Annotated in this window: 32 protein-coding genes; 22 read left to right on the top strand and 10 right to left on the bottom strand. The window is 51.1% G+C overall.

Annotated features, from left to right (window positions below):
- Positions 1 to 188 precede the first annotated feature (188 nt).
- Positions 189 to 1403 carry an IS110 family RNA-guided transposase gene (locus K3T82_RS01830; protein WP_220191798.1) on the top strand — a complete coding sequence of 405 codons (1215 nt, stop codon included), beginning with the start codon at positions 189 to 191 and terminating at the stop codon, positions 1401 to 1403.
- 20 nt (positions 1404 to 1423) lie between these two features.
- On the opposite strand, the gene K3T82_RS01825 is transcribed toward K3T82_RS01830, so the two are convergent.
- From K3T82_RS01825 to K3T82_RS01815, 3 genes are all read right to left on the bottom strand, one after another.
- Positions 1424 to 1735: a hypothetical protein gene (locus K3T82_RS01825; RefSeq protein WP_220191797.1), complete on the bottom strand. Its 312-nt coding sequence runs from the start codon at positions 1733 to 1735 to the stop codon at positions 1424 to 1426.
- Between the two features lie 235 nt (positions 1736 to 1970).
- A complete protein-coding gene (locus K3T82_RS01820; RefSeq protein ID WP_220191796.1) occupies positions 1971 to 2255 on the bottom strand; it encodes a hypothetical protein in 285 nt (94 codons plus the stop codon).
- 69 nt (positions 2256 to 2324) lie between these two features.
- On the bottom strand, positions 2325 to 2717 hold the full coding sequence (locus K3T82_RS01815) for a nuclear transport factor 2 family protein (protein ID WP_220191795.1): 393 nt from the start codon (positions 2715 to 2717) through the stop codon (positions 2325 to 2327).
- Between the two features lie 331 nt (positions 2718 to 3048).
- On the opposite strand from K3T82_RS01815, the gene K3T82_RS01810 reads away from it, so the two are divergent.
- The gene (locus K3T82_RS01810) at positions 3049 to 3621 is read left to right on the top strand and encodes a GNAT family N-acetyltransferase (protein WP_236030944.1); all 573 of its coding nucleotides are present in this window, start codon (positions 3049 to 3051) and stop codon (positions 3619 to 3621) included.
- A 198-nt stretch (positions 3622 to 3819) separates the two neighbouring features.
- On the opposite strand, the gene K3T82_RS01805 is transcribed toward K3T82_RS01810, so the two are convergent.
- Complete coding sequence (locus K3T82_RS01805) at positions 3820 to 4524, bottom strand: RNA-guided endonuclease InsQ/TnpB family protein (protein ID WP_236030942.1); 705 nt, start codon at positions 4522 to 4524, stop codon at positions 3820 to 3822.
- Positions 4525 to 4553: 29 nt separating this feature from the next.
- On the bottom strand, positions 4554 to 4727 hold the full coding sequence (locus tag K3T82_RS47450; RefSeq protein ID WP_236030940.1) for a hypothetical protein: 174 nt from the start codon (positions 4725 to 4727) through the stop codon (positions 4554 to 4556).
- Positions 4728 to 5091: 364 nt separating this feature from the next.
- Between K3T82_RS47450 and K3T82_RS01800 the strand changes: the two genes are divergently transcribed.
- The 7 genes from K3T82_RS01800 (at position 5092) to K3T82_RS48940 (ending at position 11152) form a co-directional block, all read left to right on the top strand.
- Positions 5092 to 5634: an RNA polymerase sigma factor gene (locus tag K3T82_RS01800; RefSeq protein ID WP_220191794.1), complete on the top strand. Its 543-nt coding sequence runs from the start codon at positions 5092 to 5094 to the stop codon at positions 5632 to 5634.
- Positions 5631 to 6950, top strand: coding sequence for a WD40/YVTN/BNR-like repeat-containing protein (locus K3T82_RS01795; RefSeq protein WP_220191793.1), 1320 nt, complete (start codon positions 5631 to 5633; stop codon positions 6948 to 6950). The genes K3T82_RS01800 and K3T82_RS01795 overlap by 4 nt, the downstream gene beginning before the upstream one ends.
- 731 nt (positions 6951 to 7681) lie before the next feature.
- Positions 7682 to 8116 (top strand): hypothetical protein, encoded by a 435-nt coding sequence (locus K3T82_RS01790; RefSeq protein WP_220191792.1) that lies wholly within the window; start codon positions 7682 to 7684, stop codon positions 8114 to 8116.
- 122 nt (positions 8117 to 8238) lie between these two features.
- The gene (locus K3T82_RS01785) at positions 8239 to 8613 is read left to right on the top strand and encodes a hypothetical protein (protein ID WP_220191791.1); all 375 of its coding nucleotides are present in this window, start codon (positions 8239 to 8241) and stop codon (positions 8611 to 8613) included.
- 273 nt (positions 8614 to 8886) lie between these two features.
- Positions 8887 to 9372: a hypothetical protein gene (locus tag K3T82_RS01780; protein ID WP_220191790.1), complete on the top strand. Its 486-nt coding sequence runs from the start codon at positions 8887 to 8889 to the stop codon at positions 9370 to 9372.
- Between the two features lie 35 nt (positions 9373 to 9407).
- The gene (locus K3T82_RS01775) at positions 9408 to 10391 is read left to right on the top strand and encodes an alpha/beta fold hydrolase (RefSeq protein WP_220191789.1); all 984 of its coding nucleotides are present in this window, start codon (positions 9408 to 9410) and stop codon (positions 10389 to 10391) included.
- A 638-nt stretch (positions 10392 to 11029) separates the two neighbouring features.
- On the top strand, positions 11030 to 11152 hold the full coding sequence (locus K3T82_RS48940; RefSeq protein ID WP_268886612.1) for a hypothetical protein: 123 nt from the start codon (positions 11030 to 11032) through the stop codon (positions 11150 to 11152).
- Positions 11153 to 11320: 168 nt separating this feature from the next.
- On the opposite strand, the gene K3T82_RS01770 is transcribed toward K3T82_RS48940, so the two are convergent.
- A complete protein-coding gene (locus K3T82_RS01770) occupies positions 11321 to 12199 on the bottom strand; it encodes a sigma-70 family RNA polymerase sigma factor (RefSeq protein ID WP_220191788.1) in 879 nt (292 codons plus the stop codon).
- A 180-nt stretch (positions 12200 to 12379) separates the two neighbouring features.
- Between K3T82_RS01770 and K3T82_RS01765 the strand changes: the two genes are divergently transcribed.
- From K3T82_RS01765 to K3T82_RS01750, 4 genes are all read left to right on the top strand, one after another.
- Positions 12380 to 12679 carry a hypothetical protein gene (locus K3T82_RS01765; RefSeq protein ID WP_220191787.1) on the top strand — a complete coding sequence of 100 codons (300 nt, stop codon included), beginning with the start codon at positions 12380 to 12382 and terminating at the stop codon, positions 12677 to 12679.
- Positions 12680 to 12945: 266 nt separating this feature from the next.
- Positions 12946 to 13218, top strand: coding sequence for a hypothetical protein (locus tag K3T82_RS01760; RefSeq protein ID WP_220191786.1), 273 nt, complete (start codon positions 12946 to 12948; stop codon positions 13216 to 13218).
- Between the two features lie 179 nt (positions 13219 to 13397).
- Positions 13398 to 13772, top strand: coding sequence for a YciI family protein (locus K3T82_RS01755; protein WP_220191785.1), 375 nt, complete (start codon positions 13398 to 13400; stop codon positions 13770 to 13772).
- Entirely contained in the window at positions 13765 to 15024 is a 1260-nt protein-coding gene (locus K3T82_RS01750; RefSeq protein WP_220191784.1) for an RNA polymerase sigma factor, read from the top strand. The genes K3T82_RS01755 and K3T82_RS01750 overlap by 8 nt, the downstream gene beginning before the upstream one ends.
- A gap of 630 nt (positions 15025 to 15654) precedes the next feature.
- On the opposite strand, the gene K3T82_RS01745 is transcribed toward K3T82_RS01750, so the two are convergent.
- Entirely contained in the window at positions 15655 to 16518 is an 864-nt protein-coding gene (locus tag K3T82_RS01745) for an LLM class flavin-dependent oxidoreductase (RefSeq protein WP_220191783.1), read from the bottom strand.
- Positions 16519 to 17076: 558 nt separating this feature from the next.
- Here K3T82_RS01745 and K3T82_RS01740 point away from each other — a divergent pair.
- Together K3T82_RS01740 and K3T82_RS01735 are read left to right on the top strand one after the other, a co-directional pair.
- Positions 17077 to 18024, top strand: a complete 948-nt coding sequence (locus K3T82_RS01740; RefSeq protein ID WP_220191782.1) for an LLM class F420-dependent oxidoreductase — start codon at positions 17077 to 17079, stop codon at positions 18022 to 18024.
- A 250-nt stretch (positions 18025 to 18274) separates the two neighbouring features.
- Entirely contained in the window at positions 18275 to 18829 is a 555-nt protein-coding gene (locus K3T82_RS01735; RefSeq protein ID WP_220191781.1) for a dihydrofolate reductase family protein, read from the top strand.
- Between the two features lie 169 nt (positions 18830 to 18998).
- On the opposite strand, the gene K3T82_RS01730 is transcribed toward K3T82_RS01735, so the two are convergent.
- Positions 18999 to 19499: a MarR family winged helix-turn-helix transcriptional regulator gene (locus K3T82_RS01730; RefSeq protein WP_220191780.1), complete on the bottom strand. Its 501-nt coding sequence runs from the start codon at positions 19497 to 19499 to the stop codon at positions 18999 to 19001.
- A gap of 132 nt (positions 19500 to 19631) precedes the next feature.
- On the opposite strand from K3T82_RS01730, the gene K3T82_RS01725 reads away from it, so the two are divergent.
- The 7 genes from K3T82_RS01725 (at position 19632) to K3T82_RS01695 (ending at position 25636) form a co-directional block, all read left to right on the top strand.
- Complete coding sequence (locus K3T82_RS01725) at positions 19632 to 19970, top strand: cupin domain-containing protein (protein WP_220191779.1); 339 nt, start codon at positions 19632 to 19634, stop codon at positions 19968 to 19970.
- A 188-nt stretch (positions 19971 to 20158) separates the two neighbouring features.
- Positions 20159 to 20524, top strand: a complete 366-nt coding sequence (locus tag K3T82_RS01720) for a DoxX family protein (protein WP_220191778.1) — start codon at positions 20159 to 20161, stop codon at positions 20522 to 20524.
- A 478-nt stretch (positions 20525 to 21002) separates the two neighbouring features.
- Positions 21003 to 21317, top strand: coding sequence for a hypothetical protein (locus tag K3T82_RS01715; protein ID WP_220191777.1), 315 nt, complete (start codon positions 21003 to 21005; stop codon positions 21315 to 21317).
- A 195-nt stretch (positions 21318 to 21512) separates the two neighbouring features.
- A complete protein-coding gene (locus tag K3T82_RS01710; protein ID WP_220191776.1) occupies positions 21513 to 22358 on the top strand; it encodes a helix-turn-helix domain-containing protein in 846 nt (281 codons plus the stop codon).
- Between the two features lie 122 nt (positions 22359 to 22480).
- A complete protein-coding gene (locus K3T82_RS01705; RefSeq protein WP_220191775.1) occupies positions 22481 to 23122 on the top strand; it encodes a hypothetical protein in 642 nt (213 codons plus the stop codon).
- Positions 23123 to 23258: 136 nt separating this feature from the next.
- Positions 23259 to 23534 (top strand): hypothetical protein, encoded by a 276-nt coding sequence (locus tag K3T82_RS01700; protein WP_220191774.1) that lies wholly within the window; start codon positions 23259 to 23261, stop codon positions 23532 to 23534.
- Positions 23535 to 23887: 353 nt separating this feature from the next.
- Positions 23888 to 25636 (top strand): serine/threonine-protein kinase, encoded by a 1749-nt coding sequence (locus tag K3T82_RS01695; RefSeq protein ID WP_220191773.1) that lies wholly within the window; start codon positions 23888 to 23890, stop codon positions 25634 to 25636.
- 216 nt (positions 25637 to 25852) lie between these two features.
- Here the strand turns inward: K3T82_RS01695 and K3T82_RS01690 are convergent, their stop codons facing one another.
- Positions 25853 to 26395: a P-loop nucleotide/nucleoside kinase family protein gene (locus K3T82_RS01690; protein WP_236030938.1), complete on the bottom strand. Its 543-nt coding sequence runs from the start codon at positions 26393 to 26395 to the stop codon at positions 25853 to 25855.
- A gap of 111 nt (positions 26396 to 26506) precedes the next feature.
- A complete protein-coding gene (locus tag K3T82_RS01685) occupies positions 26507 to 26668 on the bottom strand; it encodes a helix-turn-helix domain-containing protein (RefSeq protein ID WP_268886611.1) in 162 nt (53 codons plus the stop codon).
- Between the last annotated feature and the right edge of the window lie 187 nt (positions 26669 to 26855).

Here is a 26855-nt window from a genome sequence, read left to right as displayed (position 1 = left end):
GCTCCCTGCTCGATTCGTCCTGCTGGGGAAAGGCTAAGGACTCCACACGGCTTGACCGGCAAGGAAAGATCGCTCTTTCCCAGCAGCTTTTCCTGGGCCAATCGACGATTGGAGGGTAGTTGCTTCGAGCACCTGTTATATAAGGACCCGACCGCTCCCAGGAAGTTTTGGCGAAAGGAAGTTCGAAGATGTGGTATGTTGGATTGGATTGGAGCGATACCCATCATGATGTGGTTGTGCTCGATGAAGCTGGACATCAGGTGGGAATACAGCGTTTTGCCCACAGCCATCAAGGTTTGCACCACTTGAAAGACTTTTTGCTGGGTATCGCCTCTAGGCCGGAGGATCTGGCCTGTATCGTCGAAACGAATCACGGCCTGCTCATTACCTTCCTGTTGGAAGCAGGCATTCCGGTGTATCCAGTCAACCCGAAGACAGCGAACAAACTGCGTAAAACAGCAGGCGCGAAGACAGACCGCATTGATGCCTATCTGCTGGCAAAAACCGGACGCTTTGACCTGCCCGATCTGCGTCGCCTCTCTCCTGATAGCCCGATCATTGCTGAATTGAAGACGCTCACACGCGATCAGGATGCTCTGATTCAAAGCCAAACGCGGCTGGTCAACCAACTCACCGCCTGCCTCAAAGAGTATTACCCGGTCAGCTTGAAGCTGTTTGGAAAACTGCATCAGCCCTCGACGCTGCTGTTTTTGCAGGCGTATCCGACTCCAACCGCAGCGGCGGCAGCTTCCCTTGAAGAGATCGAGGCACTGCTCAAAAGCTGCAAGTATCCTCATGCGCGGCGGGCAGCCCTTGAGATGGTGGAGCAGTTGCATTCTCAAGAGTTGACGGCCAATGAGGTCATCGTGCGTGCCAAATCGCGCCTGATGCTCTCGCTGGTCAGACAGTTGCTGCCACTGCTTGAGGACATCAAAAGCTACGATAAGGAGATTGCTACCCTTTTTTTGAAGCATCCCGACCATGACCTGTGGCAATCTCTGCCTCGGGCTGCTCAGCGTCTGGCTCCGCGGTTGCTTGCCGAATGGGGTGATGACCGAGCACGTTACAGAGATGCCCAAAGCGTGCAGGAACTGGCGGGAACGGCTCCCGTGCCGTTCCAAAGCGGCAATTTTTCCAAAGCCCATAAACGCTTTGCCTGCCTGAAGCCGCTGCGCAATGTGCTCTATCAGTTCGCCTGGCAGACGACGCGACAAGATGCTTGGGCACGAGAGTATTACCAGCGCAAGCGGATGGAAGGCAAGACCCACAGTATGGCCGTGCGCTGCCTGGCTAATGTCTGGGTACGCATCATCTATCGCATGTGGGTGAGCAAGGACCTCTATCAGGCCGCAACGTTTGAAGCGGCGAAGCTGGCTCACGCGCCTCGTCAACGTGCTGCCTAAACCCAGGCTGTCCCTTGGCGTCATGGCTGGTTGGGCAGACTGAGCACTGCAACGTCTGTTGTCAGTGCTGAGACCGTGTGCTCCAACGGAGTCGCCCAAACGGTTCCCGCTGCGCTTTTTCTGCCGAGCGTGAGCCATTCCTTCATCCCTGCTCCTCGCTCCAACGTCTGCCGCAGCCCGCCACCGCGTTCCCGACTTCCGGTGTGGGTTACTTGCAGCAGACCATCTCGAGTCAAGGCCGCGCAGGAGGGGAAAGAGTCGAGGGTAGGCGCGCTCGTCTTGGCCTTGACCGAGGTGGGAGGCTTGTAAGCCCACACGGGAGGCAGTTTCACCTCTGCTCACCTTGCTTTTTCCTTTCTCGTTTTTGGCTCTTGACATAGAGGGTCTTTCCTATGGACCACAAGAGTTCTTGTGCTCTATTCTTTCTCCGTTCCTCTGAGCTGTCAAGGTGGGAGGTCCATCATCTCATCTGGCTTGCCACACCTGCAAAAAAACTCTTCAGTACATTTTCACCCGGAGTGGTGCGTCAACGGCGCATGATGTTTCCATTCATACTCAGGGATCTTATCAGCCTTGTATGTTTGTTACGACCTCTAGTCCCAAAATGAGGCGCGGGCAGGGAGCATATCTAGTACGAGATGGCTCCCTGCCTACGCCCATCAGAGTGTCGATGTGGTGTCTCTTGTTGCTGACTGAGCGCGGCTCAGTCACTTCGACACCATCGAGCGTGACCATACCACCAGTGATGTCGGGGTAGAACTCGAAGTTCCATTCAATCACGTCATCGGCGTGCTGCTTAGCCACGGGCAGTAGCGCGTTCACGATGGCGCGGGTGTTAGAGCTGTTTTTCACCCCGGTGCTCACCACACGCTGCGTGACGATCGCGTAGAGATATGCCCCCTACTACAAGCAGCCATCAGATTACGACTTGTCTGGTGCTTGCATATACCACTCAGTGAACGAGCGACACTGCCCCTCATCAGTGAAGTGCAGCACCCACAGATTGTGATACGCCCGCTTGAGCGTTTTCTGGGTCTGATCCGTATAATAGGAGGACAATCCGACAGCAATCGCCATGCCGTCCTTGACCAACAACGGTCGATACTCACCATGGTACGTCCCCGCTACGTCACGGTTCTCTTGCCAGGCTGCAACGATTTGGGAGTGGCCGCGAGCCACATCCTCCCCCTCGTCCCAGGGATGCCAACGATACTCAGCGTCGTCGGTAAACAATGCAGCGATCTCGTCTGGATCATAGGTCATCCAAGCATGGGTGTATGTGTTGAGCCAGCGCTGCACCATCTCAGCGTTCATCTTCATAGCTCTTTCTGCCTTTCTTATGAAAGATCTTCATGGCCTTTTTTACTCATTTGTTTGTTCAATTTCTCGTCTATTTCTCTCATTCATCAGTATCATAGATAGCATCTCGTTTCCTATTCTGCAGTGCCCAAAAAAACGGCTGTCTTTTGATACATAACTTCGCCAAAAGATCTTTCCAATTGCTTTGCATGTAATGGTATTATTTATTATAATACCATTACATGCAATATAATAGCAAGTTTTGTGTTGTTTGCTTGCTGCAAGCTTCTATGCAAAGGAAGGAGACCGTAGTACAATGGCAACCTGAGGATTCTCTATTTTAGGAATGAAAGACCGAAAGATGATCTTGACAACGAAACGCCTTGTGCTACGCGAGTTTGAGGAGGAGGACTGGCGGGGAACGCTTGCTTATCAATCGAACCCACTCTATCTACGCTATTATCCTTGGACGCATCGAACAGAATCGGATGTACAGGCGGTTGTACGACAGCTTCTTGCGCAGCGCGAGGAAGAACCCCGGACGAAATTTCAGCTCGTCGTCACGCTTGCTCCTGAGGGACAGCTCATTGGCAATGCTGGCATCCGGATGAAAACAATGGATGATCGAGAGGCTGATATTGGCTATGAACTCGATCCTCGTTACTGGGGTTACGGCTACGCGACCGAGATCGCTCATGCGCTCCTCCTCTATGGTTTTCGAGAGTTGGGACTCCATCGTATCTGGGCGTGGTGCATTGCAGAGAATACAGCTTCCGCACATGTGTTGGAAAAGATCGGAATGCGACAGGAAGGACGGCTGCGAGAAAACAGGTGGATGAAGGATCGCTGGTGGGATACCTTGCTGTATAGTATCTTAGAACATGAATGGCAAGCTCAGGAATTCCCTCGATCCCTGTGAAACTGTGGATGGCACGAGCGTTCTTCGCTGGCCTCTTCTGGAGAGAAAGCCGATACAAAAAGTAGGTCCGTTCCCCGGCCTGGCTCTAGAAACGATGCCACATGCGCCCTTGCAACAACGCACATCCCAGGCTCCTATACACCCTCTCGTTGATAGGTTCTTGGTCGCCTTGGCGTTAAATGATGATTCCCCACGCATTCATGCGTGGGCTTCTCTGGAGGCTTGCGCATCCTGAAGGCTCCGTCCGAGCCAAAGAGCTTTGATGTTTCTCGTGGCGTTGTGATCACGATCCAGTTCGTACCCACATTGGCAGGAATGCCAACGCTCTGAGAGCGTTTTCTTCCGAACTGTGTCACACCCGCTACATATTTGGCTGGTATATCTGGGATCAACGTGTACCACCTGGAGCGTACCAGCCTCTGCCACTTTGTACTGACACAAGGTGATGAAGTGATGCCAACCAGCATCGACAAGAGATTGGTTGAACCCAGGCTTCACACGTGCCCCATTGAGAAGGTAGTGCCCGCTCTCCTCATCCTGTTTGGGTTTCGCCTGTCTGGACAGATTGGAAGGGGCAAGGTCTTCAAACAATATGGTTTCATAAGCGTTTGCCAAACGTCGAGACCACTGATGCAAGTAGTCATGACGCTGGTTTCTCGCCTTCCTGTGCAGCTCCGCAACGCGCTGGACAGCCTTCTTGCGTCGATGAGAGCCACGCTTCTTTCTCGACATCGCTTGTTGTGCTTTAGCAAGTCTCTTCTCAGCTTCGCGGTAGAGTTTAGGATTCTCGATCACACCGCCAGTCGAGAGCGTTGCCAGTTTTGAGATCACGACATCAATCCCGATACATTCATCAGTGTAGGGTGTTCGCTTGACCGTTTTTGCTTCACAAACAAGACACACATACCACCCTTCACCCTCCCTTTTGAGAGTCAGGTCTTGACGGCTCCTCCCACTCCTCGATGGCGCTTCATCTTGATATGCCTGATCTTTGAAAGGGCAAGACGCCCATTCCCCATCGATAAGCCAGCCTGTGGATAGGTGAAGCTAGCATACTGGTTGCGATCCTGAAAGCGTGGGTAGCCAGGGGGCTCGCCACGCTTCACCCTGCGAAAGAACTCCTGAAACGCTTTGTCCACCCGGCGCAACACACCTGTCGCTCTCGCTCTTCTCACGTTTTCAGTGGGAAAAGCACACACCAAAGGGAGGCAAAGTCGAGGCAACAAGCCGCTACCACAAGCGGCGTCGAGGACCAGCATCGGGTTACATGCATTTCAACGCCATGAGTGATTCTTATCGCCATACATGTGGGTAAGAATCAGCTCCTTTAGACAGGGGGTTCCAGAGGCCGATGTCGATGATCCTCATTCTCCCTCTGGATGTCACATTTTCTTTCCTTTGGCATCTATATAGATGAACTTGAAAACTCATCGCTCTCTGTGACAAAAGAGCCTTCAAAAGGAAAGTTGTATGCTACTATCAGATGAAGACACACCTCCGGCTGATCATGACCAGCTCTTTGATCGCTATCATCCAGTTCTCTTTGCATACATACGTTCATATGCTCATTCACGTGAGGATGCTGAAGACATAACCCTGGATGCATTTACTATTGCGTTAGAGAACAGTGACATTATTACGTGGGAGAGACCAAGGCAGCTTGCCTGGCTGAAACGAGTGGCTCACAACAAACTGATGGAACGCTCTCGCCATCTCCGGCGCCATCCTGTTCTCGCTCTCGATCCTCGCGCCGATACCATCCCAGACAGTAGTACTCCCGAACAGATGGCGTTACGCAACGAAAGCTATTCACAATTACGACTCTATATTCGCCAACTGCCCCCTTTGCAGCAGCGACTCTTGCTTCTACGTTACGGACAGGGGCTACCGACTTTAGAAATCGCTACGCTACTGCAGAAAAGTAATCAGGCAACCCGCAAACTGCTTTCACGTACCATTTGCTCTTTGAGAACAATGTATGCTCATTCCCCTGAGAAGAAAGGAGAGAGATGATGAATCCGTACGAGTACAAAGACCTCCTTCCAGAAGAAAGGGATAATGTTGAGCTTTTTGCACAATTACAGAACATCCATCGCACGACGTCAGAAGATGAGCAGTCTCTCAAACACCTGCGAAAGCGTTGGTATACGATGCGCCAAGAAGTGCCCTCGAAACCCAACGCCCTCTCACCCAGGCCAAAAAATATACAAGCACGCATCACTCCACATAAAAGAGGGGATGCCAAAGGGAGGGCCTGGCTACGCCCTTTGAATGCACTTGCAGCTATTCTCGTCATCTGCCTATTAACTGGGGCATTCCTCTTCACCATTTCCGCTCTCAAACAGAGAACAATGACACCTGCCACGCAAGGAGAGGGTTCATCCGGAATATGGCTTGGTTTCAGACAAACACTCGCTATGTTTGATGAGCAAGTAGGTTGGATGATGGATAACCAACTCTCGGCAAAAGAAGGATATGCGCCAGTATGGCATACAACCGATGGAGGAAAACACTGGCAACAGGTCACACCCAATCTCACGCCTCATAATGAATTCTCGTGGTCACTCTATGTACGCGATAAGGTAACGGCCTGGCTCATTACCAAGTATGATGGAGAAAGATATGCAGCGCTTTACCGGACTCTTGATGGAGGAAAGACCTGGCAACGTTTCGATTGGCCTTATGCAGCAGAACCCCTGGATTTTCTGACATTTACCGATCAGAATCATGGATGGAACTTGCTTGTGACTTCGCCTTTTGCCATCAATCTTGGTGATGTCAGAACGGGGAATTATGTGAGTGAGACAGACACAAGGCTCCAACAGTTTTTGCTCCATACTCGTGATGGAGGAAAATCCTGGCAAAAGATTGGTCCGCTTCCAATCGATGGGAGGATTGAGCAAGTCCAGTTCCTTGATGAACAAACAGGATGGATCACAAGTGAGACGGTTACCCAGAAAAAAGGCGCGCCTCTACCAGAACATACAGGGTACCTCTATATGACGCATGATGGGGGACGGAGCTGGCAACGACAGTCGCTAGAGAGCGCCCTGGCAGGGATCAAAGCAAATGCCTATCTCGATCTTACTTTTTTTAACAAGCAAGAAGGGTATGTCTACGCAGAATATGGTCTTAGTGGCGTCAACTTACAGTATTACTTATATGTGACCCATGATGGGGGTCAATCCTGGCAACAGAGTGGAAATGCCCTTCCCTGGGGCAGGACATGGGCATCATCATTCCTCCTCTGGAGATGCCCAAACAGCAAGTGCTCGCTGATAGTTTGCACATTGCACAATACCAGGGAAACACGTTTCCTTCTCAGATAGAAGCTATCAATACCTTCTCGTTGATGAATGGCCGCTGGCAGCAAAAGCAAATCACCTTTCAGCGTCACAATCCTACTGCTAACGGTATCATAAGGGGGTTTAGTTTCCTTTCCGCTCAAAGAGGATTTGTTATGATCCAGGTAGGGCAAGGGGGGCGAGAGTTCTACCACACCATCGATGGAGGCAAAACGTGGCAGAAAGTGGGTCTTCTCTCCTGAGCATTTCTGTTCCCGCTCGAGCATGTTTCATGGAGAGGGATGTGGACTGACCAATGTATCTGGGGCAACGAACAGAAGAAACGCTTTCTTTGAGGCCAAGGCTCGGAAAGGGAACTACTCACAGCAAGTCTCTCTTCACCAAGGGACAACAGACGAGCGAAAAGGAAGAGGCTGAAATGAAACAACATCACTTCAGCCTCTTCACAGTAGGTTGCTCCGTTCAAATTTTAGGCCCTCGACGCGAAACCACCAAAGCGTATGGGTCTATCATCTCTCCTCTTCACCAAAACCTCCGCTTCTAGATATCCTGTCCTTCCAGACATGGGGAGAAAAGACGCGTTCCTCTTGTTGGACTTTCACACTATTTCTTGTGTTTGTCTTTATTTTTATAAAAAGAAGAGACCTGGAAAAGAAATTGTAGCGTTTTTCCAATTTAGGAGTAAAAGATTAGATTGTATTAGATGAGATGTGATAAATGCTCTTTAGTACACCTCATCCAAAGAGAGGGGATTGATGAAAATTTCAATTCGTGCGAAGCTCGTGTGCCTGACTGTCTTCAGCAGTTCGCTTGCCCTCTTGCTGCTCCTTGGTACGGCCCATTCGGCATCAGCCGCCAGTGTCAAGACCAACGTGCCAGCGAAAGCTGCAATGCCTCAGCCAGATGGTCCAGGCGCTACAGGCGTCATACCGAGAACTCAACTGCCAGAAGTCTATGAACGCGAACGGATAGCAAAACTCGCACCACGGGAAGCAGAACTCATACCACGCGAAGAAGAAGCTGCAAAGGCAGCGGCTAAACAGCGCTCGTATGGGTCATCCTACCGACCATACTCCTATGGATCAACCTATCGACCATACTCGTATGGATCAACCTATCGACCATACTCGTATGGGTCATCCTACCGACCGTATTCCTATGGCGGATACTCCCACGGATTCATGCGCTAAAAGGAACCAGCGTATGGTGAGTAGGTTGGTCATGACCGGGTCGCTCGTACCCTGTCAAAGCACAAGAGAGAAGGGAAGTGTCGGCCCTCTGCACTCCCTTCTCTCGCCGCAGGCGGCACATCTTGCAAACAACGTTTTGCAGTCCACAAGTGGGAACTGGAGATTTGAGACTCGCACATGTGTTGCTCGCCTATCTCTGGTGCAAGCAGGGCAAACCCGAAGGAGCGCTTTCTTACTGGTGTGTGGAACTCCAGCATGTCCTCCCCTCGCACAATGATGCAACCATTCAGCGAGTTGGCTTTCATCCTGGCACGGCCTTGCTCTGTCATGGTATTGCCATGACCCTGTTCAACCCTTCTGGGGATGCCTATCATACCAATTCGCGTTTTCATTGTTGGATCCCCGCCCGGTTGGCCGGTAGTGGGTCGCCAGTTTCTGTTGGCATGTCTTATCGAACAATTCATACCAATGTTGGCGGAGAAAGACGAATACCTTAGCTCACCGTATACAGTCCACGACCTGTTCCTCTTGCTTATTCAATACGATGGAAGGCTTCCATATCGCTGGCAGCATTTCCTTGCTCTTTACCTTTATGATGGACAGAAATAACAAAAATATTTATTATTTCTGTTGCCTGTGTTATCATATGCAGAGGGAAGATCACTCCCGATCAGCGAACTGAGATGTTCCGCTTGGAGGCGGGCTCTCTACTTGAGATGAAGAAAACATCTTCAGGAAAAAAGAAACAGTGAGGAAGGTATTTCGTTCGTATGAATAAGAATGAGCAGTTGCAATACGCAGACCACATCAGACATTTTTACACCCTGCGGTACGGTTTTCCCCCCATGGTTGGTCGACTGCTTGGCTATCTCTTCGTCTGTGTTCCCGAGAAGCAATCCATGAATGAGCTTGCCGATGCGCTCATGGCGAGCCGCAGTGCCATTGCGGGTGCCGTCCAAACACTGGAGAATTACCATCTTGTCAACCGCACTCGCGCTGCTGGCCACCGAAGCGATTCCATCAGTCTCAATCCGGCTGGGATTGAGGGGAAAGGATTTGACGCGACTGTTTACCAGGAGCAGGCGGCCCTGTTCCGTGAAGGTCTGAATGCTTTGAAGGACGAGGGACCAGATCCACGCATCTCTCTGCTAGAAGAAGCCGCCGCACTTGCCGAATTCTTGGCTGAGCAAATACCCGCCCTCCATAAAGAATGGGAGAAACGGCGCGATGCGTTTCGGCGCAATCGCGAGCTTTGAAGCGAGTAACGATGTTGTTCAATAAGGGGATGATCATGCTGAAAAAGAGATCAAAAAAGGCCATGGGTGTTGAGGAATATGTCCTGATCAACGGAATTCATCAGTACCTGTTTCATTTTGGGGCAACCGATGAAAATCCAGTCCTGCTGTTTTTGCACGGTGGACCTGGTAGTTCTGCCTCCCTTTTTGCCCATGCATTTCAAGACAACTGGGAAGAGCAGTTTACCGTAATTCATTGGGACCAACGTGGGACGGGAAAAACGCTGACGAAGAATCCAGAAAGTTCTCCAACTGTTGATGTACTCCTCCAGGATTTGCTAGAACTTATTTACTATCTCAAGAGCAGATATCATAAACAGAAGATTGTGCTTCTTGGTCATTCCTGGGGAAGTGTTTTAGGGAGCCTTTTTATCAAGGACCATCCAGAAGAGATCGCGTATTATATTGGTGTAGGGCAAGTAATAAATAAACGGGCAAGTGAGTGCCTCAGCTATACAAAAGTGAAGGAGGCCACTGTCCAAGCAAATAATCTGAGCGATCTGAAAAAGCTTGAGGCTCTTGGTGACTATCCCGGAGAGCAATTCGATACGCAATGGCTGAAGAAATCGCTCCAACTGCGCAAACTGCAAGGGAAATATCATCTCACAAGGAAGTCGAATGTCTCCCCGTTGAAAACCCTTTTGACTAGTCCTCTCTTTCAGTTCTCTGACCTCTCTGCATTGATAAAAGGGAATAAAGCAAATAAAGAATTGATGATCTTTTTAGGGAGTTTTGATGTACATACAAATCCGGCAACATATCAAGTTCCTCTCTATTACATTGTCGGCGAAGATGACTGGCAAACCCCCGCTGCTCTTACGCAAGACTATGTTCAGAGAATCAAAGCCCCAGAAAAAAAGATCTACATCATACAGAATGCTGGACATATGGCTATGGTTGACCAACCTACCTTGTTTCTGAACATCCTCCGAGACATTAAAAAGAGACAGGAGAACGGGCAAGAAACAGGACAGGAATAGGGGATGGATCACGTCATTTTCATCATTTGAAAGAGATGGAATTGTACTCAGCGTACCCGAACAGAAGCATACCGTTTTCTGATTTGGAGACGCTGATCCCCAAGATCCTTTCATATGCTTCGTCTACCAACCTCTCTTATCACTCAGAATCGTTAGTGTCCAAAATAGTCGTTATCAAGTTCATCTGAGGCACTTGCAGGCTCAGAATGGTGGTCCTGACCTTGTGCATCTCTCATTCAAGCGCCTTGATCATGGCATCTTCACCCCTTATCGAGACAAAATGCGCCTCAAGGATGAACTCGTCAGATCAGAATGCGAAGGCGTGGAATTGTTCCCTGTTTGATCCAGGGAACTTGATGCCGCTAAACACTACTGTTTGTGGGTGATTGATGAGACTGGTTTCCGTTTCTCATTTGGTTTTAACGAACGGTTGGTCACAGAAACAAGCATCAGAGGATCTGTTCAGCATCCCTGGCCCTCAGGAGAGCTGCCCGCCGATTGCCTTTCTGCGGAGCAGATGCAAGCACGGCTTACCATATACCTTTCTCAAAGGACGGATTTGTGAATATGAGAAGGTTCCCTTCTCTCACATCTGGTGCAGTCCCTTGATCCCCCTTTCTAGAGGCTGTTGCGAACTTTTGACGAAGAAGGCTCTGGTGCTGGGATCGGGACGCTGCCTCTTCTTGGAAGGTGGCGCAACAACCATGCTCCAGCTTGTCGGCACCAGGACGATGAGCACAGGCGTTGTGATCGCAACCTAGCAGTTGGCAGAAGAAAACCACTAAAGGAGCCGCTCCTTGCAAAGCGTTCCTTGATGCGGCTTCACCTCTCTCCTCTGAGAAGATGCGTGCGATCTGCTCCTTTTTCTGTTCGGAAATTTCCTATGAGGCAATGCGGTTTTGCCAAGCATCTTATGCTCACGAAGCTTCTCAGTCGGCAAAGACCGCCAGGTGCACTTGGTGCAGACGGGCAGGATCAGAAATGGTCGTGATCGCGGTGATCTTGCCTCCACTGATAGAAAGTTCGATAATGCCGCGCAGCCACCCGAATGGGGCCACAACGACGCCCACTGAGCCATTGACCAGCGCCGGTTGAGTTGCTTGGGCACGTCCCACAAACTGTTTGGCTACTGTCGCCGCACCACGAAGCTCTCCTGCTGTTCCCGCAGGCACGGACAGAGGATCGCGCCGGAGTACTACCTCAGGGGCGAGCACGGTGAGTAGCGCGTCGAGGTTGCCTTCGCGTGCAGCGGTGAGGAAAGCTTCGGCCACAGCTCGGTTGATGGCTAGATCAGCATCTGGTAGGGAGGCTTTGGCACGCACCCGGCGACGGGCACGACTAGCGAGCTGTCTGGTTGCAGCTACCTCGCGCTCCACAATCGGCGCAATCTCGTCGAAGGGCACGTCGAAGATGTCGTGCAAGACAAAGGCGAGGCGTTCGGCTGGAACAAGGGTATCGAGTACCACCAACAGCGCTAGGCCCACCGAAGTGGCCATCTCCATCTCTTGTCCCGGATCAACCACATGTTCACTGTCTGTCAAGGTATGTGGCACCAACGTTTCCAGGGACTCCTCGCGGCGCGCACGACGCGCGCGCAGCATATCCAGGCATACCCGCGCAATAACGGTCATCAACCATGCTCCCAGATTTGCAATGCTGCTTTTCTTCTCGTAACCGCTGAGGCGCAGCCAGGACTCCTGGACGGCATCTTCTACCTCGTCGAGGCGACCTAACAACCGGTAGGCTACTGCTCTGAGATGGGGGCGCTCAGCTTCGAAGCGCTGTGCTAATAAACTCTCTTCATTCATTGGTCACATTCCTTTAATTTGTTTCGTCGAGGTAATGACGAACAAAACCCGATCAAGGTGACAAGGTGATGTCGTCTTGATGAACCGCTGACTGGTCAACTCAGAGGCGCTCTGAGAGATGCTACGCGCCAGTGGATACATACAACAAACCATAAACACAAGTGAAAGGAACCATTTCCAATGAAAGTCGCCATTACTCATACCAAAATAAAGCCTGGCCAGCGCGCCGCCGTCGATGCGGCAGGCAAGCGCGTGCTGGAGGCGCTGGAACGAGAACGCCCACAAGGGTTTCTCTACGCTGTCTGCCCGCTTCCCGACGGGGAGACCTTTGTCACGCTTACGGCTACGGACGATGGAGTAGACAATCCGTTGCTGGCCTTTCCTGAATATCGAGAGTTCGCTGCGAACTTCAAGTCCTGGATTGCCGGACCTCCGACCTCCGAACATCTGACGGCGGACAAATCCTATCGATCTTTCTAATAGAAAGCGCGAAGCCGGTGACGTATGGATGGCAGTTTTCGACGGCGGTCAGTCTGCCGGAGAAGCCAAGCGGCTGGACGTACGTATTGGATTAGCATCGAATCGAAACGGCGACCACGGCCATCAAGGTTGCAGCTTACCAATTGGAAGAGCTTGCTCCTCAGATGCCCGCTGAAATGATTGCGCTGTTGGACCGAGGATATGACTCGGCCTGGTTGTGGAGCCAACCCTCGCAGTTGCCCATCGCGGGTCGATAAAAGCAACGGTTGCTTTTATCGACCCGCGATGGGCAACTACAGGCAAGCGCGGAGCTCCTCACAAACGAAGAGCAAAATTGTAGCCCAACGATGAGAGGTCGTAGTTTGCCCCCCATGGCGAGGGAGAAACTCGCGACGACACTGGTAAGCGGGTCTTGGTTTCGCTTCTGGCGCGATCTGAGTCTCAAAGATACCGTATGGTTGAACGGGTGCGTCCTGTGGGTCGAACGTCCTCACGCCGCTGATACCAAGCGTGATCCCAAGATCAGTTGGCTCGTCTAGATTAGCAAGCAGGAGGCGATTTTGTGCAGGTTGCCCTGTTTAACAATCAGGAATCAATCGAATTGGCATCACTGATTGCTATGGATGTCCTTTTTGGATCATGCTTATTCGTCGTAGTCTATAGGGCCCATACTGGGCATCCTTTGAAGAGCAAATTCATGAACGGAAAGAGAAAATCAATGAAATACCTTCTTTTGTTTTGTGCTAATGCCCAGCAACTAGCGGAATGGCAGGAGCTATCTGATGAAGCTCGTGCCCACAAGCGCGCACAGGCTAGTGAGTGGCTACATGATCATCGCTCTCAGATCCGAAAGAGCTATGGACTCCATCTCCCCCATACTATCACCAGCGTCCACGTTGGCTCAGGTGGTCAACCGCTGGTGACCGATGGCCCCTTCCTTGAAGGAACGGAAGTGATTGGAGGCATCGCTGAGATAGAGGTGGCAGACCTTGATGAGGCGTTGCATCTTGCCAAGGCATGGTCGGTTCAGGCACCAGGCTACAATGTGGTCGAGATCTGGCCGTTGGTAGAGGATCCACGCGTCCATGTCTGATATGCCAATCACCCAGCTTCCTCCAGCCTTCAATGGGGAAATTCAGGATACGCTCAGCGTGGTCTTCCGCGAAGAGGCAGGTAAAGTCCTGGGCACCCTTCTGCGTATTTTGGGGAACTTCGAGGTTGCCGAGGAGATCGTTCAGGATGCCTTGCTGGTTGCGCTGGAGCGGTGGCCCATTGAGGGAATTCCAACCCAACCGGGTGCCTGGTTGCTGACGGTTGCCCGTCGTCGCGCTATCGACCAACTCCGCCGTGATGCCCGCTATCGCGAGAAATTGGCAGCATTGGAGCACCCGGTGGTGCAAGAGCCAGACGATCGGCTCCGGCTGCTGTTCACCTGCTGTCATCCGGCGCTTTCACACGAGACCCAGGTAATCTTGATGCTGCGAGCAGTTTGTGGCTTTACAACCGCCGAAATTGCTCACGCTTTCCTGTCCTCGGAAGTGGCGGTGGCGCGGCGTTTGGTGCGGGCCAAGCAGAAGATTGTCCAGGCCGGTATCCCATATCATACTCCACGTGATGAGGATCTGGATGAACGGTTGAGTGAAGTGCTGGCAGCGCTCTACCTGATGTTTAATGAAGGCTATCTTACCAGCCGTGGAAACGACTCTGCTCGCCGTGATTTGGCGGAAGATGCAGCCTGGCTGGCAGCCTTGCTGACACGGCTCTATCCCCGGGAACCTGAACCTCTGGGGTTACTGGCACTGATGCGTTTGCATCTGGCGCGGGCAGACGCACGCTTTGATACCAGGGGGAAATTGATCCTACTTGCTGATCAGGATCGCTCACGCTGGGATCGAGGGATGATAGATGAGGCGGGAGCTATGATTGCACAAGCAGCGGCGTTGGGTCGTCTCGGTCCTTACCAGATCCAGGCGGCACTTGTGGCATGCCATGCGGAAGCCTTGTCGTGGGAGGCGACCGATTGGAGGCAGATTCTCTTGCTCTATGATCTGTTGATGCAGATGGCACCCTCGCCAGTCATTCGACTCAATCGAGCTGTGGCTTTGCGCTATGTGGCAGGAACAGAAGTGGCACTGGCCGAAGTAGAAACACTTACATCTGAACTGGAAGGCTATCATCTTTTTCATGCCATTCGGGGAAGCTTCTTATTGGAACTGGGGCAACGAGAGCAATCTCAGGCGGCTGAGTTGCGTGCCCTGGCGCTCACAGGAAACCGGGCAGAGCAATTTCTCCTGCACCAGCGTCTTCAGCAGAGAGACGGTATAGAGGAATTACAATCCCTCTAAATCTCATATACTTATTGTGCCAGTGAGAGATTGCCACGTGACATGGCGCACCTCGTCCGAGCCAGTGCCTAAGATGGGTGTCCGATTAAGAGAGGGGCTTCCCGTAATACATTCTGAGCTGCATTGTGATCACGATCTTGTGGGAATTGATTATAGGGACAGGTTGGGTATCGGTCGAGCTCCTCTACGCCACCGATGATGAACTCCAAATTATGCCATCCCCAGACATCTGTGACCCTGACGGTATCCATACCGTCAGGGTCACAGATGATTTCAATCATCCACAACTGGCACAATACTTACGGAAACCAGACTGTGGGAAACCAGACATCAGGAAACCAAACTGATGGAATATTCATTTTTTTCCCTTTCTCGTAATGAGAGACATTGTCGTGAAAATCACCACCTGTGACCTTCTAATATATACGTCGAACAGGCATGATCCGAAAAGGACATTCTTCAATCCGAATATTGCCGCAATGTGGCATATGAGACAACGCGATAGCATGCGAAGAGGAGATTTGTCTGATGAACGTTTTTGCTGTTTATCATCATACTCGATCTTATATGATACATTTGTTCGCATGAAGCAGATCATCACGGCCAAGCTCAAACTACTGACCGATCTCATTACAGAGAAGGAGGACTTTGCAGGATCGAGACACGTACAGCATCAACGTCCTGCTCGTCCTGGATGTTTTGCAGGCACCAGGTCGCCCCAGCATCAGTTATCGACTGCAGTACTTCCCGTGATTGCACGCCTTGGACAGCATTAAAAACTGGTCCGTTTGCCACAATGTCGAATGGTGCTGGGTTTGTACGGTGCTCATCCATCCAGCGTTTGAGCTTGCCAATATCCGCAGAGGTGAGTTGCCTTGGGATTCCAGATGCTGTGAGGGTGACAGGATAGACTCCATCGTATCTGGCGGCCCGCTCCATAGGCCCTTTTCTTGGCCAGATCCCGGCAACCCAGATCGGAATCCTGGGAGCTTGGACCGGTTTGGGGACAAATGTAATCTTTTGGACGTGATAGTACTCGCCACTATAGCTGAATGGCTGTCCACTCCATAGGCCCTCTAGAATAGCTAAACTTTCATCAAGCATTCCAGCTCGCTTCTTTATATCCAACTCTTCTCCAAAGGCATCAAATCCTCGATCAAAGACAGCACCGATGCCAACACCCAAGATAAAGCGCCCCTGGGAGAGATGATCCAATGTTACGGTTTCCCGAGCCATTTTCCAGGGCCGACGACGTGGGACAGCGGCCACTAACAGGCCAAGTTTGATCCGTTTGGTTCGCATGGCAATTGCAGCCAAGGCAATCCACGGATCACAGATCAGACCCGCTTCGGTACCTGAGTAGCTACCAAAGTGCAGGGTATCTGGAAGAAAGAACCCCTCCCATCCCGCCCCTTCCGCAGCGTGTGCCAGTTCAGCAAGCACTCGCGCATCGCTGTATTTCCCGATATTTGGAAGCACAAGACCATAGTGCATTGAAGGCTCCTTTACTTGACTGAATCTCCTAGAGGCTACTCTATTTCGTCGTTTGGGCCAGCAACGAAACTGTCAAGCGTTATCCATGCGCTGACAATGAGTTTTCTCCCTATTTTTCCTCTTGTGTAGCAACGATTCACTTGCAAATTGCAAGTGTGATTAGTCTACCACCGGAAATCAAAAAAACTTCTCGTATCTTGCTCTTTGTTTGGTATGAGATTCCTTTCATGCCAAACAAAGAACTACTTCATGGAGGGAACAAGAATAAATTTCACATAAACATCTGAGCTACCTCATATGGCACAAGAGAACAATACCAGCCTGTGGAGCCTCTTCTGCTGACATTTTCTTCCTCTTTAAGAATGTCCTTTTCAGATCATATCTGTTCGTCGAATGGATAAAGGCCAAAGCATAGGCATCCTTTAAAATGCACTTGCTCGAACGAAAGGAAAGAATCGATGAACTCTCTTTTTTGTTGGGCACTGATGTCCTGGTTCTGGCTAGAGAGAAGACACTCGTGCTTATGAGCACTCTCGTTAAAAAAGAAGGACGGAATATATGACACTCAAATATGGTCTCTTCCTCCCCCAAGGGTTTACCCATGAATTGGCTGGTTTCCAGGACCCGGTGCAAGCGTATGAAACCCTGATTTATCTGGCACAGACGGCTGATCAGTCTGGCTTTGACTCGATCTGGATCTCAGATCATTTTCTCACCGTTCCTCCCTCACAGAATATGGTCTTTGAGTGCTGGACCATGGCAGCGGCTCTGGCTCGCGATACCAAACGGATACGAATTGGTCAGATGGTCACCGGAAATAGTTACCGTAACCCCACCTTACAGGCCAAGATGGCCTCTACTCTTGATGTGATTTCCAATGGACGATTGACCTTTGGCATTGGGGCTGGCTGGTATGAGCCCGATTATCATGCCTATGGTTACCCATTTCTTGATGGCCCAGAGCGCCTTCGTCAATTGCAAGAAGCCTTGCAGGTCATTTTGGCTCTGTGGACCCAGGAGGAAGCTACCTTTGAAGGCAAGTATTACCAGATTCGGGGAGCTATCAATCAACCCAAAGGAGTGCAACAGCCCCATATCCCGATGATGATTGCCGGAGGCGGTGAGCAGGTGACGCTCAAGCTCGTGGCACGTTACGGCGATGCGTGTAATGTGAGTGGGGACCTTGACACCCTCAAGCGCAAGTTCGCTATCCTCAAGCAACACTGCGAATCTGTTGGACGTGACTACCAGAGCATTCATCGAACCGCACTTACACTCTGTATCATAGGAGAAACTGATGAGAAGGCCAGAGCACAGATCCCTGAATGGGCCGGGGCTGTGTATCCTGGTGATGTTGGGTCCTATGGGCTCATCGGGACGCCGGAGACAATTCGTCAGCGCCTGGCAGACTACGAGGAGGCAGGGGTACAGGGACTGGTAATCAGTTTCCTGGATACTACCCACCTGGATGCCATTCGCCAGTTTGCTCAAACCTTCATCAGCTAAAGGAGAGAGAAGGTTGAGTATAGCTGGTGTATGGGATACTCAACAGTATTATATGCCTGGCATGAAGTCGTCAACCGCAAGAGATAACACCATGATGGTAGAGCGAGCAAGGAGACAAGCAAAGAATGCTCTAGCTGGCTGGGAGCTGATGAAAGAGAAGGTAATTGCCTTCGTTTGAGCGTACACTGCATACAGTTTATCGAAGAACCATGGCTGTTTGAATCTTGTGACGATCTTAATTGGAGCGGAAATGAGAAAGCTTGTTGTTTCAGAATGGCTTGCACTCGATGGAGTCTTTGATTCCACAACGATGGATCAGTGGTTTTATCCGTTTGATAGTAAACAAAGGGCGGCATATATTCAAGAGGGAGTCCTGACGTCAGATATCTTTCTCTTTGGGCGTGTGACCTATGAGATGCTGGCGCCGTTTTGGTCGCAGGCAAAGAACAATGAAATGGGCATTGTAGAGAAGATGAACAGCATGGCGAAATATGTGGTATCTTCCAAGCCACTGAACATTCCCTGGGAAAATACCACACGGCTACAGGGAGACCTGGTGGAAGAGGTGTACAAACTCAAGCAGCAGCCAGGGCAGGATATTCGTATCGCAGGAAGCTCGATGCTGGTCAACTCGCTGCTCCCAAGTGATCTGATAGACGAGTATCGCTTGCTGGTGCATCCGATCCTCATGGGAAGTGGAAAGCGATTTTTCAGGGAAGAGAAGGAGAGCAGTCGACTCCACCTGGTTCACACCGAGACATTTAGCAAGGGCGTCGTGCTGCTTTGCTACCAACCTGAGAAGTAGAGGAAGAAATCCATCGAACGCACCAAAGAGAAGCCCCCAGAAAAAGGGAAAGGCTTCTCTTTGGTAGAAGCAAGGAGAAATTCGCCTCTCAGAAGCGAAGCAAACAGCTCTCCTTTTTGACAAACGCTTCTTTCTCAAGGGCGAAAGGAGCGGTAACCAGCCCTGCTGCTCACGAAAGCGAGGTATCTCCCAAGGATTCCAGCAAGATCCGGAGTCCATTCGCAAGCTGTTCGCCTGTAAGCGGGTCGAGGGGCTGTAGGATATGCTCCATGTTGGCGACATGCAAACCGAAAATCGCGTCCAAAACATCGCGTCCCTGTGGGGTGAGCTTGATGCGGACAGAGCGGCGATCACCTTGATCTCGTACTCGCTCGACCAAACCTTTGACCTCCATGCGGTCAATCCGATTGGTGATGGCTCCGGAGGTTACCAACGCTGCCTTGAGTAGAGAAGAAGCCGTCAATTCGTATGGGGCGCCTGCCCGGCGCAGTGTGGTGAGCACATCGAACTCAAATGGCTCCAGATCATGCTCAGCGAGAAACTTCTTTTGCTCTTTTTCCAGTACGCGAGCAATCCTCGCGATCCGACCCAGAACCTGCATCGGCCAGAGGTCAATATCAGGGCGTACGTGTTTCCATTGAACAATCACCTCATCAATCGCGTCAGACATTGAGCCCTCCTACAGCACTCATTTATTTTAACATTAAGATAGTTGACATTGAGATAATGATCTGTTATTCTCTTAATGTTGAGAGAATAACAGAACCTATGTTGCGTGTCAAACAAAGAAAGGCAAACTAACATGACATTCATTATCCCGCGTTTTGATGAAGCCTTAGTCGTGCGGGAAGCTGACGTAGAGGTCCTTGGCCTGACCCCATTGACTACCCGTCTGCTCGCCGATAGTGACAAGACGGGTGGAGCGCTCAGTATCATGCGTACAACGATGGGAGCAGGTATTGAGGGAGCCAGACCGCACACGCATCACCGGTCAGCGGAACTCTTCTACGTGCTGGATGGGCAGCTTCAACTGCTGGCCGGGGATGAGGTCGTCACTGCCAACAAAGGAGATCTGGTGGTGGTCCCCCCGATATGGCCCACGCGTTTGCGACTCCTCCTCATGACAGTGCAGATTTTCTGATCGTCCAAGCCCCGGGGCTTCCTCGTTTCGAATACTTCCGGCTCGTCGAACGCCTGAAAAATGGAGAGGCAACGATTTCAGAACTTTTAGCCTCTCAGGAACTCTACGACAACCACTTTCTGGATAGTCCTGCTTGGCGAGTTGCCCGGGAGTCTGCTCATCATCATGAGTAGATGATGGAGGTATTTATGAATCTGGTCCTGTGGATTGTACAGGGGCTCTTGGCTGCGTCCTGTATCATTTCTGGTGTGCTGAAAGCTTTTCCACCTCAAACAACCGTTTACCGACTCTTTCCTTGGGCTAGTCACGTCCCTGCCGCCTTGGTGCGCGTGATTGGTGCCAGTGAACTGTTGGCAGGGATTGGGCTGGTTCTGCCCTCGGCATTTTTGATTCTCCCGTGGTTGACGACCGCAGCCGCAGCAGGACTTGTGCTGCTCATGCTCAGTGCTGCCCTCTTTCACGCTTGGCGCCGAGAATTTTCGTCCATCGGTATCACGATTGTCCTACTAGTACTTGCCATGTTCATTGTGATTGGTCGGTGGGCATGGGCGTAAAACGTTCCAGTGCGTAGATGGTATCCTCCTATTCTTACCTTGGAGAAACCAGATGCACCTTTTCTTGATCCGCGTGAAAACTTTAGTGGCTAAGATGAAGAAGGGCATGTGGGGCCGCACATCATTACGGGGGCGGGAGGATCTCGCACCAACCCATTCTACAAAGAATCAGATTTGGCACGGAGGTTCGGGCTTTCATTCGTATGTTTTGTTCTCAATGTATTGCCCATTTTCAATGAGAGGATATTAAGTGCTGTTGAGTGACCAGTCTTTTATCGAAAAGGCTGACATTAGCATCTAAATCGGGAAAAGAATGGCTTTATATCAGCATAATATTGTTGAGATTCAAACAAGGCTCCAAGATGTCATTGGCAAAAAAAGCCTGGGATGTCGAGCGTGGAATGAGATCATTTGTCACAATGAATTTTGGCTCTCCCCTACCATCTCGATGCCGAGATGGTAGACCTTCTCATGGTGAATGGCATCTATTGGATATGTGGTGGGCAAATGGCGTTTAGAAAACGACAAGCGCGTTCTCGTCGCATCAAATGACGAGAAATCCAAATTCGAGAGAGAGATCAGTTGTCTTGAAGGGCTTGTGCTTCACTCATTGGAGGTGATGACACCGGCTCTTGATACCGTTCTCACCTTTGAACAGAAGTATACACTACGTATTTTTAGCATCTCTTTTGAAGAGACAGAGGACAATGGGATGGACAGTTGGAGGTTGTATACTCCAGATGAGGGGAACGTGATTGTTATTCATGCAGATGAGATATCTGCTGGTCTTTAGACCAAGTGGAGTACCACTGATGACAAGCGTTTCATAAGACGAAAATCCGCCTAGGCCCACGTCTATAGAATAGGAGCATGACTGGTAAAATGCTATTTGAAAGTGAGGAGGCTACAAGTGTACAGCAGAGCAATGCTTTCGGCTCTTGAGCCCGAACCTCCCGCGTCTAGTGATACAACCCTGCTGGAGAGTCACATGGACAGCTGGAGTGGAATATGTGTGGCTGTGCACCGCACACCACCTCAGTTCACAGACGTAGAAATAGTTAGTGCCTATGATCTGTTATGCTTGCATCTGGATTGCGCGACCTCTGTCTCTTATCACTCTGCGGGGCAGACTTCTACAGTCTATTCTCAGCCAGGCACTCTCTGTCTCCATGCAAAGCAGGAGAGCAGGCAGGTGCGCTGGGAGGCTGGCATTGTTACCACTATGCATCTCTACCTCTCTCCCGCGCTACTTACGCGCACTATCGTCGAGAATTCAGCGCTTGATCCGGCGCGCGTAGAACTCGTGGGGCGCCTCAATTTTCAGGACTCTCTGCTTCAGCATCTGCTCCTCGCGCTACGAGACGAGTTCCTGGCGGATGATCTCTTTGGGCAAGCTTATCAGGAAACCCTTAGCGCGACTCTGGCTCATCATCTCTTACGCCACTATGCCACACGGCCACTACACATGCCGACGACGCCAGGGAATTTATCGTGGCAACAGGTAAGCCGGGTGCGTGACTATATCTATGACCATATCGCCGAGGGGGTCTCATTGACAGGAATGGCAGCTACTCTAGGCTTTAGTATCTCCTACTTCACTCGCCTCTTTAAAGAAGCTACAGGCATCTCTCCCTACCAGTATGTCATTCAGTGTCGGCTGGAGCGTGCTCAACATCTGCTCCAGGACCCGCGCCTCACCGTCGCTGAGGTCGCTCAGCAGGTTGGTTTTACCGACCAGAGTCACCTGCATCGCCACTTGAAGCGCAGCCTGGGCTTGACACCGAGCGATATTCGTCGTGTCGAGCGAGAAGGGAAGAATATCCAAAAGATGTAGCGGAATATACAAGGCAACCCATTTCCAGAAACACATAATAGAGTAGGGAATGGTATGAGAGTGTAACACACGCTTTTCTCGTGCCGCCAGGCGAATAGTTTCCAGCGTAAAAGGAGATTGGTATGAAACCTGGTTCGTTACTCATTATTGGAGCCTGGTTGCTGCTTCTTGGAGGTGTCGTTGACCTTATCAATAATGCCGTTGGAAGCATTTTTGCTGTGTCATCCGGTGACGGCATGCCATCGTCCGCACAGATGTTTGTTGGGATGTTCACTGCGGTATTGATATTCTTAGGGCTTCCCGTCCTGGTTGCTTTGCAGAGGAAAAGGGCAAGAGTGTTAAGCCTGGTTGGAGTTGGCTTTCTCATGCTTACCTTGCTCGCAGGCCTCGTTCTACTGGTTCAAGTGCTTTCATTGGTGTCCACTCAACCTGTAACACCCAATGATGCGTCCTCAAGTCCACCTATAGGTATTCTCGTATGTGCGATTATCCTTACGATTGCGGGAACAATCGGTGGAATAGTAGAGGGCATCGCCGTGCTGCGGGCGCGTGTCCTTGTGGCTGGTATTGCCTGGTTATTCTTTGTGGGCGCGCTCTTGCAGCTAGTTGGATTCTTTCTTGAGGGTCTCCCCAGCACCCTTGTGTCTTCTGCCAATGCCGCCGCTTTTGATCTTGCTATCATCTGGAGTGCGTTCTATGTGATAAGGCCACGATCTACCATCGCCGAGAGCCTACAAGGGCAATCGCTTCCCCAGGGGAATTAGTCGTCCATCGAACGTCGTCTGCAACCAATGATGAGTGAAAATGCGCATGCAGTGTTGGCGCGAAGCGCAGGCATTCGAGCGACATCCCTGCATGCACAACTTCACTTTTCCCTTTTACAAAAGGATGGTGACACCTATGCCAATCGGACCCGATCCAGGCATACGAGCCGCTCAACAGGCTGCACATCGAGCTTCCATGAACGCGCAACAGGCTGCACATCGAGCTTCCATGAACGCGCAACAGGCCGCGCAGCAAAACATGTTCGCCCAACAGCAACGCTCACGCATGAATGTTGCCTATCCACAGCAACACTCAGGGATTGCAGGTTGTTTTCAAACACTGATCTTCCTCATCGTGCTGAGCGGCATTATTCTTGCAATCTTGTGGTTTATGACTCCTCTGTTCAAATAACCAATCGTGAACGACTGTGTTGGCTACCTGTGTGTAAATCATGGGATTATGATAGCGGAATCTCTATACTTATGCTGATAAGTAAGCAGCCAGCATGAAGCTGCCTACAGAGCAGAATTTGCCGATGGAGAACGAAAAGATACACATCTTCTCCATGATATTGCTTATTATGCGACTAGCGTAATTTATACAGGCCTCACTATCATAATCCTGCGATTGACATGCGTACTTTTCATGGGAAAACAGTACGTGGATACGACGTTCTCATAGGGGAAAAGCCTTTCTCTGCCTTTGAGGCTCTTTGTATATATTTTGCCGACACAGGAAAACCAAGACGAAATTACGAGGTGATTATGTCTCTGCATGGACAGCAGATTGGTCGTTATCGCATTGTGAGCCTCATAGGCAGTGGCGGAATGAGTGAGGTCTATTTGGCCGAAGATGCCCGCGTTGAGCAGCAGGTTGCTCTTAAGGTGGTCAGAGTTGAGATCGGCTCCTCTGCTGAGGATTGGATAGCCCAGGATGCGGCTCGCCTCTTTCAACGTGAAGCTCGGACGATCGCCCGGCTCGATCATCCTCATATCCTCCCACTCTTTGACTATGGAGAGCATCCCTGGGGCAACACGACCCTCCTATATTTAGTAATGCCCTATCGTCCCGAAGGGTCGTTGTCCGAGTGGTTGCGTCGTAATGAACAGGCCAACAAGCTCTTACCCCAGCAGGTTGTCCACTGGCTCTTGCAAGTTGCAGAGGCTTTACAACACGCCCATGATCATCAGGTTGTGCATCAGGATGTCAAGCTTTCTAACTTTCTGCTTCGCGAGCGCAAGGGTATGGCCCCTGACTTACTGCTCTCCGATTTTGGTATCGCTCGCCTGAGTTCGGCGACTTCCAGTGCCAGTCAATCGATTCGTGGCACTCCTGTGTCTATGGCCCCTGAGCAATGGCAGGGGCAGGCGGTTCCTGCGACCGATCAGTATGCGCTGGCCGTGATGGCCTATCACTTACTGGTGGGGCGCCCTCCATTTGTTGGGGCACCGGGACCACTGATGTATCAGCATCTCACGACTCCTCCCCCGCCGATTAGCAGCCTGGGCTCTCGTTTCTCAGCTCAGGTAGATGCGGTACTGATGCGTGCCCTGGCGAAACACCCCGAGGCACGCTTTTCCAGAATTACTGCCTTTGCGGAAGCCTTGCAGCAAGCTCTAATGACCCCAATGCCTGGCTTCCCTCATGTATCTTATAATCCCAACTTAGGATCACCCACACGGCAAGAGGCTTCTCCGTTATCTCCCACCGTGCTAGCAGTCAACTCGGGCAACACTCCAGCCCAAATCCCCGAATCACTCGGCCTCGCACAGTCTGAGCCGAGAATTGAAGCTGAAGAACCAACAGCACTCTCATCGAGAACTGGGTTATTAGACGAAAGGAACACGGCCCCGACAGCGGATGCCTTGCCCTCAACAATCGTAGAGCAAGCCAGGAGCGGGCCTTCGCCTTTAAAGGCAAAAGACACACCGATCAATCCTGCTCAGATCAGTGATTCCGTTTCAACTCGCTCTCTTCGTAAAATTATGGTCCGGTCCTTGCTGGTGGTGGTCTTGCTTACTGGAGGCATTATCGGCTTTTTCAGCGTAGTGATGGGGTATTTCCCTCCCTGGAGTACCGGTTCTTATTCCAGCAGTGGTTCTTATGACAGCGGTAGTTCTTATTCCGGCACTGGATGGTACGTTCAAGATGCTCACACCACGAAAGCCCTTTCTGGAGTAGCCTGGTCGGATTCGAAGTTTGTGGTCGTAGGCGCTGATGGCACGGCCCTTACCTCACCCGATGGAACCACCTGGACTGGTAGCGCCCTTCAAGCCTCTCTTTCCTCGCGCTTCCTTCTCAGTGTGGTCTGGTCTGGTTCGCAGTTTGTGGCCGTGGGAGGCGCACTTGGAAATGGTGATAAGGCTATTCTCCTTACCTCACCTGATGGGATCTCCTGGACGGCTCAGACTCTTCCGACCTCTGTTTCCTCGAGCGACCTTCTTGATGTGGCCTGGTCGGGTTCACACTTTGTGGTCGTAGGAGATAGTGGTACGGTCCTTATCTCGCCTTGATCTTTCTGGTGGCATGAGGCAGGGCAAAGCACCATATCCACCAGAGTATTTTTGCTAACATTGATCGCAATGGACTTAATCCGGGTTCGTTGTCCACTCAAGAATCTCAGTTTGTGGGAGAGAATGTCTATGTTTTCATGGAAACGACATTTGTCTTTGATGCAACCTCTTGAAAAGGAGGTACATTTCAGGCTCTCATCTAAGCACTCCAAATGTTCAGGCATATTCATCGGGCAACGACGGCCAGCGCGAGGTCGCCCAAGCAGGCCAGGACGCATATCCTTGAGGGGCGTCTTCCAGGACGGTGCCATGTAGCTCAGCTTCATCTGGCTCATGAAAGAACGCACGCCATTTCGTCAGTTCCTCTTCGCTCATTGCCCATGTCTGGTCCGGTGTTACTGCAAAGCGGTTTTGGATACGCTTTCGCTGCGTTTCTGGGTCAATGGGCAAGTAGATGATCTGGCTTTTCGCTCCTATCTGCCTGGCGAACCATCTCAGAGAGGACCGTTCGTTTTTGCTCCAAAATCCGAAATCCAGGACGACATTGGTATGAAGCTGAAGAGCGCGCAAAGCTATCCAGATCAGCCGACCTTCCAGGGCATCTCGTTCTGCCTGCTCATTTCTTCCAAATAGCGGAATCATCCACTCATCAAGGGTCAACCGCAAGGCCGAGGCTTCCACTTCTAATTGCCTGGCTTTTGTGGTTTTGCCAGCTCCTGGAAGTCCCACCAGGAGACACAATATTGCGGGTTCTTTCATACCTGCATTATGACACATTTTGACAGGTTTATAATCAATTCGTGGCTGGTTTGAGCCATAGCTTGGTTATCTCGCTCATGTTCCAGCAAGGGGATTACATTGGTCCGGCGATTATGCGGAACTCTGCTGTGGGATCGACTTGGCTCGCGCATCACCTGTTTCACGCTGCCGCTTGAGATAGCGCTTGATAGTGGCTAACGATACGCCAAACAGGATGACTATTTTCTTGCGTGATCGTCCTTGATCCATTGCACGCAGGATGCGCTGTCTCAAGTCGGGTACGGGGCCAGGTCTTGGTTTCCCAAGAACATCAGCCCCTCCCCGCCAAATGAAGTAGGGCGCCGGCGAGGTACTTGAAAGCCCTTTTCCGTTGCACCCTTCCCAAACGGTACGGGTGTATTTCTACGCATACCGCTCCCTATGAGTGTAGTGTGGATGGGTTTCACATACCCCAGGACAA

Origin of the sequence: Ktedonospora formicarum, from assembly GCF_016587355.1 — a bacterium.
GTDB lineage: Bacteria > Chloroflexota > Ktedonobacteria > Ktedonobacterales > Ktedonobacteraceae > Ktedonobacter > Ktedonobacter formicarum.
Note: the sequence above shows the minus strand (reverse complement) of the source record. Positions and strands in the feature narration are given on the sequence as shown.

Coding starts and splice junctions, on each gene's coding strand:
- K3T82_RS01830 (WP_220191798.1), top strand. CDS start 189: ATGTGGTATGTTGGATTGGATTGGAGCGATACCCATCATGATGTGGTT.
- K3T82_RS01815 (WP_220191795.1), bottom strand. CDS start 2,717: ATGAACGCTGAGATGGTGCAGCGCTGGCTCAACACATACACCCATGCT.
- K3T82_RS01810 (WP_236030944.1), top strand. CDS start 3,049: ATGAAAGACCGAAAGATGATCTTGACAACGAAACGCCTTGTGCTACGC.
- K3T82_RS01800 (WP_220191794.1), top strand. CDS start 5,092: ATGCTACTATCAGATGAAGACACACCTCCGGCTGATCATGACCAGCTC.
- K3T82_RS01795 (WP_220191793.1), top strand. CDS start 5,631: ATGATGAATCCGTACGAGTACAAAGACCTCCTTCCAGAAGAAAGGGAT.
- K3T82_RS01790 (WP_220191792.1), top strand. CDS start 7,682: ATGAAAATTTCAATTCGTGCGAAGCTCGTGTGCCTGACTGTCTTCAGC.
- K3T82_RS01780 (WP_220191790.1), top strand. CDS start 8,887: ATGAATAAGAATGAGCAGTTGCAATACGCAGACCACATCAGACATTTT.
- K3T82_RS01775 (WP_220191789.1), top strand. CDS start 9,408: ATGCTGAAAAAGAGATCAAAAAAGGCCATGGGTGTTGAGGAATATGTC.
- K3T82_RS01770 (WP_220191788.1), bottom strand. CDS start 12,199: ATGAATGAAGAGAGTTTATTAGCACAGCGCTTCGAAGCTGAGCGCCCC.
- K3T82_RS01765 (WP_220191787.1), top strand. CDS start 12,380: ATGAAAGTCGCCATTACTCATACCAAAATAAAGCCTGGCCAGCGCGCC.
- K3T82_RS01755 (WP_220191785.1), top strand. CDS start 13,398: ATGAAATACCTTCTTTTGTTTTGTGCTAATGCCCAGCAACTAGCGGAA.
- K3T82_RS01750 (WP_220191784.1), top strand. CDS start 13,765: ATGTCTGATATGCCAATCACCCAGCTTCCTCCAGCCTTCAATGGGGAA.
- K3T82_RS01745 (WP_220191783.1), bottom strand. CDS start 16,518: ATGCACTATGGTCTTGTGCTTCCAAATATCGGGAAATACAGCGATGCG.
- K3T82_RS01740 (WP_220191782.1), top strand. CDS start 17,077: ATGACACTCAAATATGGTCTCTTCCTCCCCCAAGGGTTTACCCATGAA.
- K3T82_RS01735 (WP_220191781.1), top strand. CDS start 18,275: ATGAGAAAGCTTGTTGTTTCAGAATGGCTTGCACTCGATGGAGTCTTT.
- K3T82_RS01730 (WP_220191780.1), bottom strand. CDS start 19,499: ATGTCTGACGCGATTGATGAGGTGATTGTTCAATGGAAACACGTACGC.
- K3T82_RS01725 (WP_220191779.1), top strand. CDS start 19,632: ATGACATTCATTATCCCGCGTTTTGATGAAGCCTTAGTCGTGCGGGAA.
- K3T82_RS01720 (WP_220191778.1), top strand. CDS start 20,159: ATGAATCTGGTCCTGTGGATTGTACAGGGGCTCTTGGCTGCGTCCTGT.
- K3T82_RS01715 (WP_220191777.1), top strand. CDS start 21,003: ATGGCATCTATTGGATATGTGGTGGGCAAATGGCGTTTAGAAAACGAC.
- K3T82_RS01710 (WP_220191776.1), top strand. CDS start 21,513: ATGGACAGCTGGAGTGGAATATGTGTGGCTGTGCACCGCACACCACCT.
- K3T82_RS01705 (WP_220191775.1), top strand. CDS start 22,481: ATGAAACCTGGTTCGTTACTCATTATTGGAGCCTGGTTGCTGCTTCTT.
- K3T82_RS01700 (WP_220191774.1), top strand. CDS start 23,259: ATGCCAATCGGACCCGATCCAGGCATACGAGCCGCTCAACAGGCTGCA.
- K3T82_RS01695 (WP_220191773.1), top strand. CDS start 23,888: ATGTCTCTGCATGGACAGCAGATTGGTCGTTATCGCATTGTGAGCCTC.
- K3T82_RS01690 (WP_236030938.1), bottom strand. CDS start 26,395: ATGAAAGAACCCGCAATATTGTGTCTCCTGGTGGGACTTCCAGGAGCT.